The sequence below is a fragment of the Coleofasciculus sp. genome (assembly GCF_046565525.1).
GTDB lineage: Bacteria > Cyanobacteriota > Cyanobacteriia > Cyanobacteriales > Coleofasciculaceae > Coleofasciculus.
This window is the reverse complement of sequence record NZ_JBKHUP010000100.1, coordinates 1-12,016: the sequence shown is the minus strand read 5'-3', so window position 1 is coordinate 12,016 and position 12,016 is coordinate 1. Positions and strand designations below refer to the sequence as shown.

The window sequence follows — 12,016 nt, the reverse complement described above, 5'->3', positions numbered from 1 at the left end:
AGATTAACTGTTGATTGTTGATTGTGGAAAAGTTCTAAGTAGTCGGACAAAATAAAACGGTACTGTATCAAGTTCTGTAAATCGCCCTCAAACCCTTGACAAATGACCAATGACCAATGACAAATCATGAAACCACTTGATAATTAAAACTCAAGGTTGCCCAAGCATTCACATCCAATGCATACATATCAGAACCGATACCAAACTTATCTGGAGTAATGCTACTCGCTTGATGCAAGTCTTGTAGAATCGCCCGTGTGACTTCTAGGGGATTAAACAAATCGCCAACTCGTTCTCCCTCTCCCTTCGGACGCATGGCTGATTCTAATGCTGCGATCGCGCCTTTGAACGGAGAAGGGCTGCAAATCAGTTGCATTTCCGTCACGCCCACAGGACCTGGAACCGTCCAATTAAAAGATGCCGATGGTTTGGGCAGAATCAGAGTTTCTCCCGGTTTAATCGCGCCACTGATCAGTGGGGAATTTTTTTCTGACTCTAATCCTTCTGGGGAAGGGTTTTGCTGATAAAACGCGATCGCACTGCCGCTACTTTCCAAACCCAATAGCAGGAAATACAAAGGGCGATCGCTATAATTCTCTAGGCGATACTGCACCCGACTGCCAATCGGTAACCTTGGCATTGTTGCTGATCCCACAGATGGCACTGCATTACCCGCATTTTTCTTGGTTTGATCGGTACTCAACCCGGAAGCAGTGCGCCAGGTTTCCCTAGAAATGATTGTCTTAGTTTCCGGGGCGATCATTTCTAGGGACGCCCGAATTCCAAGGCGCGAGGAGCCTTCATTCGCACTCAACCGTAGCCATTTCATTGCCAATAAGGTTTTAAATTTGCCACTTAAGCGATTAACGGCTGATTTAACTGCCTCAGCCTCCTCGCCCAGACTATTAGGAATTGGGTTACGGACAATCGAAAAGAGTCCATAGCCTCCTTTAAACTTCGGTTCCGAGGTTTCTGTTGCCTGTTTTTTCCCTCTGCCAAACAAATAATCCGCCGTTTGTTCCCCAGCAACCACAACTGAAGACACTGAAGGAATACTGGCAAAGGCACTGGTTGCATCCACCCGTTCAATGCGTTCTAAGTGAGTATCTAGGGCAATAGTCAAACCCAAATTCCGGGGCAATACTCTAATCCGTTCGCGTACCAATTGACCGACTTGCGGTTGAACATTTTCCCCGCTATTCCCACTCAGTATACGTGCCTTGGCGGTTAACCCGTCTTTGGATCGCAGTTGGAGTTGCACCGATTTAGGGGCAGGTTGGGCGGGGTTATCCGTAGCTGGAGACTTGTCTGATTGCGACGGTGGTAAACTTAACAGTTTCTCATTGAGCAACTCTAGAACCGAATTGGGACTATAGTACTCCAGCACGGGTGCAGGTAATCCCGCTAACCATAGCTGTGCCACCTTACCATTCTCTTCAATCGCCGTAACGACTCCATCTGCCCCTAAGGGGGGATTGGGAGATAAGTAATAGGCAAGCAAGGAATTTTGACTCTTTTGACCGATTAACTGTGGCTGTTGATTATTGCCAACGAATTGATTCACAATCCCAGCCGTTCGACTCACGCTAATCTGAACACTGGTTGCAGCAGTGGCTTGCCAGAGATGCTGAGTTAGAGCATAGGTAAATAAACCCGCACTAAAGCCATTCCACTGCACCTCGGTTGCGGGTTGAGACGAACCCGCCGCCGCTAACACCAGTCCCGGCATTTCCATGGATTTATCTAGTAATTTCCATGGTTTGGATAAGGCTTTGATCCGCTGCACCAGTTGCTCTTGAAACGCCAGTTCATCGGGATTAGGCGCTGGGGCGGATTTGCGGGGAGAAGAGCGGACTTTTAGACTCCCTTTGAAGACATTCACCGCTTGCGTATGACTGGTATCTAGAACTGTCGTCACCTGATCCGTCTTTAGCGATCGCAACAGCAACGCCAAGGTTTCGGCTAAAAAATCATTAGCGACGGGTTCGCCTTTTGTGGGTAATATCCCATCAACGGGTACAAAACTGTTCTGTAAGCCTACTGAAGGGTCTGCTGTCGCCTCCTGCTGAGGCATCTGCACCTGGCTACCATAACCACTGAAGTGGAAGACAACGACATCACCCGCCTCGGCTTGTTTGGTCAGATGTTCAATAAACGCCGTTTCAATCGTCTCACGAGTGGCTTGGCTATTCGTCAGCGTCACGATATCGTTCGCATTGAACCCAAACCGATGAATTAACAGTTCTCGTTGCAACTCCACATCCGTCACGCACCCTGCCAAAGCTGTCGTGCGCGGATACTCATTGATTCCCACCAGGAGTGCCAACTTACGTCCACCCGGTTGTGCCAGCACCTGAAAATAACGCTCCAACAGAGGCACGGCTAAACTCTTATCACCAAGGAGTGATAGTACCGTTTCACTGACTCCCAGTGCTGCCAGCCCCAAGCCAGCTTTTTGCAGGAAAGTCCGCCGATTCAGTCCCATATTAGCCCATCTACGCTGTTAATCTCAGCTATCAGCCTACCAGGAATAGGTTAGCGCGTTGCTAGAAAGTTTTGAGTTTTCAAGTGTGTAGGGGCGGGTTTAGGGACTTTGCGCCAGCTATTGATGATAACGTTGGTTCAAAACCCGCCCTCATCTCCCAGACGTGCCATGGCAGACGTAGCATGCTACGTCTCTACATTGCTCAGATCTGTGGCGTCTTTCGAGACGACTCCGAGTTGAGATTCAGAAAGACGCGAATGCAGTGAGCCACTTTTTTGTAGTCCCAGAACGGATCAGCATCGGGGGTTATGGCTAAATGCTTACCCGAATCCAAAACCAGAGCCACTCGCTCTATCTGGCGATCTTTGGCATCTCTAATCGTTTCTATCGTTACATCAACAATCTCGGCAAGGGGGAGTTCTATGGTTGTACCATTGAGCAAACCCCGTTGCTTTAGCATCATGCGATCGCGCACTTTATCAAAGCTCAAGGTAACGACTTTCCCCTTATGCACCGCTACGAACAACCCCACCCCGATCAATAAACTGCCAAACACATAACTAAACCAGCGATCGTCTTGCTGAACGTTCAGGGATGCCTGGTTTTGATTTATAATAAAGGCATTAATTTCAAAAGCAATAGACTCTTGCTGATTACTATCGGCGCTGTAATGCGAGGTGAAGGGAATTTCTTCGCTTCCCGTCAACAGGACAACCCGATAAGTATCATTACTATCATTCTTCAGATTGAGATCAAGACTGACATCTCGTAAACTCTCTAAAGGAATAGTTCTAACCTCTGAGCCGACTAACCCTGACTTAACTAATTCACAACTGCCTGTTTTTGCCCCTCGCTGACAGGTTAAGGTTGACCCACTTTGAAAGGAAATTACCCCGACTCCGACGGCGGCGAGAATACAACTCAAAAGCCACAGTAACAAAGGTTGATGTCGGATAGTCAGTTTGAGGCGATTGTACTCTACGATATCCATGCGCTTCCTGCCTTTACCCGGAATTAGTCAACGAGCAGACTAATTTTTCTCTAGATAAAGCCTAGGATATCTTGAACACAGCAGTTTTTAGTTTAAACCATATAAATCTTAATGCCTTGAACAACGGCATAGAGGTTCCATGGCAAACATTAAGCACTGAAATATTTCGCTACGGGATGATAAGTAACGATCGCGGTTGTCGATTGTTCTGGATACAATTGTTCACTTTCGTCCATGTACAGGTTGATCCGATCGCACCCCAAAAACTCCAGTTGCTTGTATTGATCCTGTATATTAGGACAAGCCGGATAGCCGAAACTGTATCGTGAACCTTGATACCGTTGCGCTAATATATCCCGAATTGTATCTGGTTCCTCACTCGCCAATCCTAACTCCCGGCGAATCCGGGCGTGTGTCCATTCGGCTAAGGCTTCTGCCATTTGCACCGCGAAACCGTGATAGTAGAGATAATCAGTATATTGATCCGATTCAAATAGCTGCTTGGCGTATTTAGTCGCAACTTCCCCCACCGTTACCGCCTGCATCGGGAATACATCGATAATTCCCGAATCTTTAGGCGCAAAGAAATCAGCAATACATAGACGCCGTCCCGATTTTTGTCGCGGGAACTTAAATGTGGCAATGGGTTCCCATTTCTCTGGATGGTTCTCACTCTCTTGATTCATCATCTCTGGATCAAATAGATGCAGAGAATTTCCTTCAGATTGACAAGGAAAATACCCATAAATTATTTGCGGATGCAATAAGTTCTCCGCTACAACCCGCTGTTTCCAGTCGCCGAGAATCGGATAAACCGTTTCTTCTAGAAACTGATTATACTCCTGACGAGATTGGTCTTTCGGTTTGCGGAACTGCCATTGTCCGGCAATTAGCGCCTGCAAATCCAGATACCACAATGCCTCATCCATGGGAATATCTTCCGGTTGCAAGATACGACTTCCCCAGAAGGGCGGCGTTGGGCGATTAATCTCTAAGGTAATATGTTCGGAACGGCGAGTGTCTTCCACCTCTGGAACGGATTTTTTCGCCGATGACTTCTTGGTTTTCTTCTGTTTATCTGATTTGCCGTTTTCCGATGACTCATCGGTTTCATCCGGGACTTCATCCGTCGTCACTTCATCTAAGAAGCCTTTTAAATCATCCCACTTTTCACCAGCTTTAGCGGGCATGAGTTTATCCATGAAGTGTAAGTCTGAGAAAGCATCTTTGCCATAAACCACTTTCCCTTGATAGGTATTCTGACAATCTTCATAGACAAACTTCGGCGTCAAGGCTGCACCCCCTAAAATTACGGGTACGGTGATTCCCTGTTCATTAAACGTCTCCAGGTTATCTTTCATAAATGCCGTGGATTTCACCAGAAGCCCACTCATGGCAATACAATCGGCATTATGTTCTTTATACGCCTCAATAATATTGTCTACGGACTGCTTAATTCCCAGATTCACCACCTTATACCCATTATTGGTGAGGATGATATCCACCAGATTTTTACCAATATCGTGAACATCCCCTTTCACCGTAGCAATCACCATGATTCCCTTGGCATTATTTTCCCCGTCTTCTTTTTCCATGTACGGTTCTAAATACGCCACCGCCGCTTTCATGGTTTCGGCGGATTGCAAGACAAAGGGGAGTTGCATTTGTCCGGAACCAAAGAGTTCGCCAACCACTTTCATCCCATCTAAGAGAAACGTATTGATAATCTCTAAAGGCGGATAAATTTCTAAGGCTTTAGCCAGACTATCGTCCAAGCCAATCCTTTCCCCGTCGATAATGTGACGCTTGAGTCGTTCCTCAATCGGCAGATTCTCATCCACGGTGCGATCGCGCTTCGTGGTTTTGCCTTCAAATAGCTGGGTAATCTCCCCTAAGGGATCATAGGTGCAAATATCTCCATCAAACTCGCGTTGATCATAAATCAGTTTTTGGCAAATCTCTTGATGTTCAGGTTCAATTTTCGCTAGCGGTAATATCTTACTGGCGCTAACAATCGCCGCATCTAACCCCACCGCCATGGCTTCATGCAAAAACATGGAGTTCAATACCACCCGGGCGGCGGGATTGAGTCCAAAGGAGATATTAGAAACACCGAGAATAATATGACATCCGGGTAGTTCTTGACGCATCCGCCGAATCGATTCAATCGTCGCTTTCCCGTTGCTTCTGTCTTCTTCAATCCCTGTCGAAATCGGTAAAGCTAGGGGGTCAAAAAAGATCTCATGGGGTGGAATCCCATACTCTATAGCTTGACGATACGCCCGTTGCGCGATCGCGAATTTTCGGTCGGCGGTTCTCGCCATCCCCTCTTCGTCAATTGTACCGACAATCACACCCGCCCCATACGTTTTGGCTAACTCCAAAACTTTCAGGAAACGTTCCTCCCCATCTTCATAGTTCGTGGAATTGAGGATACATTTCCCCCCCGCGACTTTTAACCCCGCCTCCATCTTTTCCCATTCCGTGGAGTCTAGCATCAGGGGTAAAGTAACATTGGTTACTAAACGGGATACCAATTCGTGCATATCATGCACCCCATCCCGTCCCACATAATCCACATTCACATCCAGGATATGGGCGCCTTCGCGTACCTGCGCCCTAGCTAAGGAAACTAATCCATCCCAGTCTTCATTATTGAGTAGAGTGCGACATTTTTTCGACCCACTGGCATTTAACCGTTCTCCAACAATTAGGAATGAGTTATCCTGCTCATAGGGTTGGGTTGAGTAAATCGATGCGGCGGCGGGTTCGTACTCTGGATGACGTTCTTTTGGCGTCAGGGTTTGGGCAATTTCGGCTAATTGTTGGATATGTTCCGGGCGAGTACCGCAACAGCCCCCAATTACCTGTACACCCAAGTCTTCAATAAAATGCATTAACGCCATCCGCAGTTCCATCGGCGTCAATTTATAATGGGCTTGTCCCCCGACATTTTCCGGTAACCCCGCATTCGGGATACAAGACACCACAAACGGCGAATGCTGGGACAGATATTTTATATGATCCTTCATGCGATCGGGTCCTGTGGCGCAGTTTAGACCGAGAATATCAATGGGATAGCGTTCCAAAATTGCCAGCGCCGCGCCAATTTCGGTTCCGACTAGCATAGTCCCCTGAACTTCCACGGTTACCGATACCATAATCGGGCGGCGTTCCCCTTTTTTACGAAAGACTTCTTCAACCCCATTCAAGGCGGCTTTAATTTGTAGCACATCCTGACAGGTTTCGATAATAAATAAATCTACACCGCCGTCATAGAGTCCTTCGGCTTGTTCAGCAAAGGTAGCTTGCATCGTGTCAAAATCAATATGTCCCAGTGTGGGGAGTTTCGTTGTCGGTCCCATAGAACCCGCGACAAATCGGGGTTTTTCTGGAGTCGAGAATGAAGCCGCCACCCCTTTTGCCAGTTCAGCCGCCGCTTTATTCAGAGAATAGGCTTGATCGGCTAAATCATATTCTGCCAGAACAATCGAAGCCCCACCAAAGGTATCCGTCTCAATCACATCCGCCCCCGCTTCCAAGAAACGGCGATGAACCGTCGCCACGGCTTCGGGTTTGGTGTGAACCAGATACTCATTACATCCTTCATACTTTGCCCCACCAAAGTCTGCTGCGGTGAGGTTTTGGGTTTGGAGGTTGGTTCCCATGGCGCCATCGAAGACGAGAACCGGGCGTTGGGGACTATGGAGGCGAGTTAGGAAGGGGCTGTTCATAACTGTCTGGGCAATCTGGATATAGATATTAGTGTAGGTGCAATGTATGACTACACACAACTAATACAATTGCGATCATACAGTGATCTTAGGCTAAGACTTGGGGCGCGATCGCACGATTAGACCAATCCATACTCTACTTTGCCTCTACGGACTAAAAGCTCTTGGACGCGAATTCCATTTTCAAACCCTTTCGATGTAAGCACTCAGAAATATCAGTTGCGCTTCATCGGGATACCCCAATCTGCCAGCATCTGCAACTGTGACAACATTTAGATTAGCATTCCGCAAAGCTTTGACCAACGCCGCGTTAATAGTGTCTTCATCCAGATAGAAACCAATCTGACTCATGATCGCCTTCCCGCTAAATATTCGGCTTCGAGGCGAGCGCATTCTTGATTATAAGCAGCAAATTCCACATCAAGAAATTCTTTATTGGCGTAGTAGTGAGCTATAGCTGCATAAATTGCACCAAGAGTTAGGTGTGGTTTATTTTCCAGTATTTCTTCAGGAGTCACACCTGCCCTAATCTCATTGATAATGTACTGAACCGTGATCCGAGTACCTGCTATTCGGGGACGCCCCCCACAGGTTCCCGTTGTGCAAACAATCAGCGTTCCAATGTCAGTCAAGGTTTGCATAATCGACTTGGTGAATTTTATTCTCATCCTAACTTGTTGAGCTATCATTGAGTGCAATTGAGCGACGCTCAGCCTCAAAGGTGATCCCACGCTCTGAAGCTTTAGAATGAAAAGTGCGCGATCGCCACCTCCCCCTTTTTCTCATATTTTGTATTAGTACCTGAGCATCAATTCATTAAAGATATGGGTCAAAATTATTTGCCGTGAAAAGTCAGACATCGGCAAGTTATCACGCCGCTGCAAACTCAGCAAATACTTGCTCAATCACCTTTTGCGCTTTAGTATCCAGAGAATGCCAATCCACTTCACCGTCTTCATCAATTAGGCTGGTATCAATCTCAACCTCTTGGCTTTCTACTTCAGCATGAACCGGGGCGTACTCCTGAAAACAGACTTTAAAGCATAACTCCCACAAGTTAATACAGGTTGAATAATCAGGTTTTTCTAAACATACCTCATGACCGGGTATCGGCGTCTGCACATCCTTGTATGTGGCTTTCCAGGTGGTCACCTCAAGCTGCTTGCGAATATGATCAACAATGCGGATTAAGGCGGGTTGCATTAATAGTCCCGCTTGTTGCCAAGCTTGGGTTGTTTTAAATTTGGGTTTCATTCTGAACGTCGATAGGGAAGAATTAGGCAAACAACGATGTTAAGACTACTGAGTGGATTTGGATTCGTGACGGGAGCAACTTACCCATTGCGGGTGTTGGCAGTTTTCCGACGCACACCACGTCTGTGGGGGTACATGATTACTCCTATTCTGGTGAATGTGTTCATCGGTATTGCCCTGTATGCCGGATTACTGGTGTTGGGTTGGCAACAGGTTGAGAGTATTACGCTCAGTTTATCGCAATGGTTGAATAATGCGATCGCGAGTCTTCCCCCTTGGCTGAGTTTCCTAGGCGTCTTGGCGACGGGGATCAACTGGTTGCTGGATTTTATCTTGGTGATTGGGTTACTGCTGATCACTGGATTTTTGCTCGTCCAGTTTGGCGTATTACTGGGTGCGCCGTGGTATGGTCAACTATCGGAACAGTTAGAAGAAATCCGCACGGGTCAAATTCATACCGTAGAGGTGGGATTTATCCAGGATATTGGGCGGGCGATTTTATTTGAGTTAAAGAAGCTGGTATTAGGAATCAGCGTTGGCGTCTTGTTACTATTCCCCTTTGTGTCGCATCCGGGACGCTGTTTTTTTGCGATCGCGTATTACCTAAGTTACCTCAGTCTCTAGCAAAGCCCAAGTCTGATTAATTTATTGACATCCTCCCCGGCGTCCAAACGAAACATCCTCCATTAAATTTTCCTGTGATTAGTGTTGGTTCTTGACCCCCTAACCTTTCTCTAAGACGTGAGGATATGTATGACGAGTGAGGTCGATAACGCTGTATTTATCGATACCAATACAACAATAAATTATGCCCTTGGAGCCTTCTGCCTTTTGCTATAAGTCAGTGACTGTTCAATAAATGGTCTGTACCCACCTTTAAACCCTCCTTAATATAGCCGAGTATTTCTAATTCTCGACCTGCGATTTCATGAAACTGCTTTATCTCTGATTCAGTTAACTCTTTTTTCCAGCGCCCTTGACTCGACTGATCAATGGATTTGGATAATTTACGAAACTCTTGGCGAGTATCTTGAGTAATTGTGTTCTGGGAATAGTATTTAGGATTGATCTGTCTGGAATCATACTTTTCTCCAATAAAATTCATAATTTGTCTAACTACCTGTTCCGGGTCATTCGTTAATTCTTCATACTTAACGTCAAAAATATTTTCATTCTCGCCCTGTCTTAGTCTCGCATTTATACATTTTTTCCAGTAGTAAGCATAACGGACGATACTCTTTCCTTGGGGAACGTTTTGGTGATGACGTGCTGAACAATAGCCGTCTCGACCATCGCGGAATATATTAATAAACTTGGCGTTGGGAAAGTGCTTTAATAAAAACTTCAGCCTCAAAACATGCTGGGGAGTTTTTTCAATAAAACGCTGACCTCCTGTTTGTTGAGTGATATGTTGAGTGAATTTATCGTAAAATTGCACAATATCTTGGGACTGTTCAATTAAATCGGCTATTTCTGTAGCGGTAAATCTTTCATAAGTAAATCCATAAATATCCCGGTACATAAACAAGCCAGTTTCATAACCAAAACTACTCAAGTTAGGATGAGCGCCTAAAATTAATTTCATCAAGGTTGTTCCACTTCGAGGCGCACCAAATACAAAAATATGGGGTTCATGAGAAATCGTTTTAGGTAGGCGCAGAAAAATATTTTTAGGAATAGCTTGGGGATTGTTCAAAAAAGAACGAAGGGCTGTAACAATAGGCATGGCGTTAACCTTTGAGTATTTTTATTCGATCTGATAATAATAGAATATTAATATATGTTAATTAAGATTTAACCTAAATTCAAGAAAAATTAATAATTCCTTGAGTGGAATAGCGTTTTAATATTTTGTATTAATATAGAAGGATGACAATTATTTAATAATCAGGTATGGAGTACAAACAACTGGGGGAGAGCAACCTACGGGTTTCAGAAATTTGTCTAGGAACCATGACCTATGGTCAGCAGAATACTATAGAAGATGCCACAGAGCAATTAGACTATGCGATTTCCCAAGGTGTTAACTTTATTGACACAGCAGAAATGTATCCCGTACCGGGACGGGCGGAAACTCAGGGGAAGACGGAGGAGTATATTGGCGAGTGGTTAGTTAAGCAGCAGCGCGATCAGCTAATTGTGGCGACCAAAATTGCCGGTCCTGGGTCTCGGATAAGCTGGATTCGGGGAGAAAACCACCGAATTGACCGCCCGAATATTGAACAAGCACTAGAAGATAGTCTTAAGCGCCTGCGTACTGATTATATTGACCTCTATCAAATCCATTGGCCCGATCGCTATGTTCCCTTGTTTGGCGCCCCCGATTACGATCCCAAGCACGAACGGGATACTGTACCGATTGCTGAACAACTGGAGGTATTCGCAGGCTTCATCAAAGCCGGGAAAATTCGCTATTTGGGGTTGAGTAATGAAACCCCTTGGGGTGTGTGTGAGTTTTGCCATGTTGCCAAGCAGCTAGGATTACCCAAAGTGGTGTCGATTCAAAATGCCTACAGCTTAGTTAACCGCATCTTTGATATTCACCTAGCGGAAGCCTGTCGATTTAATCAAGTTGGGTTGCTAGCGTACAGTCCCCTAGCCTTTGGCTTGCTGACGGGTAAATATCTCAACGGTATCCCGGAAAAGTCACGGCTAGCCCTATTTCAAGGATTTGGTAGGCGGTATGAGAAACCCAATCTCACCGAAGCCGTGAAGGAGTATGTGGAAATTGCCCATAAGCAGAATTTGACGCCAGCCCAGTTAGCCTTGGCATTTGTGCGATCGCGTTGGTTTGTCACCAGTACGATTATCGGTGCAACCACCATCGAACAACTTAAGGAAAATCTGAGTGCGGCTGAGGTGACATTGGATCAGGATATCTTGGCAGAAATTAATGCCATTCACGCCCGCTATCCGAATCCTACCCCTTAAGGATACTGCTGGCTTTCTCAGGGGTCAGACCCCTCACCCCCCTGCTCTATTCCTTCACGTCCATTCATAAGACATTCTCCGTCGCAGGAAACTCCGTGTCCCTTCGCTTCGCTCGAGGGCAAGCTTTAGACCGGAGAGGAATGCGCGGTAGCGACTGAAGTCGCCTAGTTAATGGAACAGAAAAGCTTAAATCAAAAAACTTTAGCGGCTCAAACGGGATTAAGCCCCACGACCGTAGGTAAGTTGTGTCGAAACCACTTTGATCGGATCGACAACCACACAGTCAAGACGCTCTGCAAATATTTTGGACTCAGGAGTATTAGTGAACTAATAGAGATTGAGTGGGAGAAAGACGATGTTGAGGGAGTACAAGTGTAAGAGAGCGTAGTTCGGCAATGGCTAAGAAAAAGAAACCTAGGGGAGTACAGCAAACGCTATTGAGTGTTGCTGAATCCTTCAAATCATACAAGGGGTTGCGTAAGCTTTGGTTCAAAGGGCAATTACCAAATAAGCCTAAGCCACCTAGTTATTTAAAAGGGTCAAGATTGATGCCCGTGCCATGAAAGCATTTAATCAATACTGGAATAAGCAGGTTTCGACCAGGAAAGAAGGAAAACCACA

General features: G+C 46.0%; 10 protein-coding genes. 3 read left to right on the top strand and 7 right to left on the bottom strand.

Annotated elements, in window-relative coordinates; genetic code table 11:
* Positions 1-124: 124 nt before the first annotated feature.
* The 6 genes from ACLGGO_RS27795 to ACLGGO_RS27770 all read right to left on the bottom strand — a co-directional run bounded on the left by ACLGGO_RS27795 (position 125) and on the right by ACLGGO_RS27770 (position 8,464).
* Positions 125-2,485 carry a caspase family protein gene (locus tag ACLGGO_RS27795; protein ID WP_446421723.1) on the bottom strand — a complete coding sequence of 787 codons (2,361 nt, stop codon included), beginning with the start codon at positions 2,483-2,485 and terminating at the stop codon, positions 125-127.
* Positions 2,486-2,687: 202 nt separating this feature from the next.
* Complete coding sequence (locus ACLGGO_RS27790; RefSeq protein ID WP_446421722.1) at positions 2,688-3,476, bottom strand: hypothetical protein; 789 nt, start codon at positions 3,474-3,476, stop codon at positions 2,688-2,690.
* A 149-nt stretch (positions 3,477-3,625) separates the two neighbouring features.
* Positions 3,626-7,210, bottom strand: a complete 3,585-nt coding sequence (gene metH / locus ACLGGO_RS27785) for a methionine synthase (protein WP_446421721.1) — start codon at positions 7,208-7,210, stop codon at positions 3,626-3,628.
* 183 nt (positions 7,211-7,393) lie between these two features.
* Complete coding sequence (locus ACLGGO_RS27780; protein ID WP_446337916.1) at positions 7,394-7,561, bottom strand: hypothetical protein; 168 nt, start codon at positions 7,559-7,561, stop codon at positions 7,394-7,396.
* The gene (locus ACLGGO_RS27775) at positions 7,558-7,851 is read right to left on the bottom strand and encodes a DUF433 domain-containing protein (protein WP_446337917.1); all 294 of its coding nucleotides are present in this window, start codon (positions 7,849-7,851) and stop codon (positions 7,558-7,560) included. Before ACLGGO_RS27775 ends, ACLGGO_RS27780 begins: the two co-directional genes overlap by 4 nt.
* A 229-nt stretch (positions 7,852-8,080) precedes the next feature.
* The gene (locus ACLGGO_RS27770) at positions 8,081-8,464 is read right to left on the bottom strand and encodes a hypothetical protein (protein WP_446337918.1); all 384 of its coding nucleotides are present in this window, start codon (positions 8,462-8,464) and stop codon (positions 8,081-8,083) included.
* Positions 8,465-8,500: 36 nt separating this feature from the next.
* On the opposite strand from ACLGGO_RS27770, the gene ACLGGO_RS27765 reads away from it, so the two are divergent.
* Positions 8,501-9,088: an EI24 domain-containing protein gene (locus ACLGGO_RS27765; protein WP_446421720.1), complete on the top strand. Its 588-nt coding sequence runs from the start codon at positions 8,501-8,503 to the stop codon at positions 9,086-9,088.
* A gap of 217 nt (positions 9,089-9,305) precedes the next feature.
* On the opposite strand, the gene ACLGGO_RS27760 is transcribed toward ACLGGO_RS27765, so the two are convergent.
* Positions 9,306-10,190, bottom strand: coding sequence for a sulfotransferase family protein (locus tag ACLGGO_RS27760; protein WP_446421719.1), 885 nt, complete (start codon positions 10,188-10,190; stop codon positions 9,306-9,308).
* Positions 10,191-10,357: 167 nt separating this feature from the next.
* Between ACLGGO_RS27760 and ACLGGO_RS27755 the strand changes: the two genes are divergently transcribed.
* Positions 10,358-11,395, top strand: coding sequence for an NADP(H)-dependent aldo-keto reductase (locus ACLGGO_RS27755; RefSeq protein ID WP_446421718.1), 1,038 nt, complete (start codon positions 10,358-10,360; stop codon positions 11,393-11,395).
* 171 nt (positions 11,396-11,566) lie between these two features.
* Positions 11,567-11,773: a helix-turn-helix domain-containing protein gene (locus ACLGGO_RS27750; RefSeq protein ID WP_446421717.1), complete on the top strand. Its 207-nt coding sequence runs from the start codon at positions 11,567-11,569 to the stop codon at positions 11,771-11,773.
* The last annotated feature ends 243 nt before the right edge of the window (positions 11,774-12,016 follow it).

Coding starts and splice junctions, on each gene's coding strand:
- ACLGGO_RS27750 (WP_446421717.1), top strand. CDS start 11,567: ATGGAACAGAAAAGCTTAAATCAAAAAACTTTAGCGGCTCAAACGGGA.
- ACLGGO_RS27795 (WP_446421723.1), bottom strand. CDS start 2,485: ATGGGACTGAATCGGCGGACTTTCCTGCAAAAAGCTGGCTTGGGGCTG.
- ACLGGO_RS27775 (WP_446337917.1), bottom strand. CDS start 7,851: ATGCAAACCTTGACTGACATTGGAACGCTGATTGTTTGCACAACGGGA.
- ACLGGO_RS27755 (WP_446421718.1), top strand. CDS start 10,358: ATGGAGTACAAACAACTGGGGGAGAGCAACCTACGGGTTTCAGAAATT.
- ACLGGO_RS27770 (WP_446337918.1), bottom strand. CDS start 8,464: ATGAAACCCAAATTTAAAACAACCCAAGCTTGGCAACAAGCGGGACTA.
- ACLGGO_RS27780 (WP_446337916.1), bottom strand. CDS start 7,561: ATGAGTCAGATTGGTTTCTATCTGGATGAAGACACTATTAACGCGGCG.
- ACLGGO_RS27790 (WP_446421722.1), bottom strand. CDS start 3,476: ATGGATATCGTAGAGTACAATCGCCTCAAACTGACTATCCGACATCAA.
- metH (WP_446421721.1), bottom strand. CDS start 7,210: ATGAACAGCCCCTTCCTAACTCGCCTCCATAGTCCCCAACGCCCGGTT.
- ACLGGO_RS27765 (WP_446421720.1), top strand. CDS start 8,501: ATGTTAAGACTACTGAGTGGATTTGGATTCGTGACGGGAGCAACTTAC.
- ACLGGO_RS27760 (WP_446421719.1), bottom strand. CDS start 10,190: ATGCCTATTGTTACAGCCCTTCGTTCTTTTTTGAACAATCCCCAAGCT.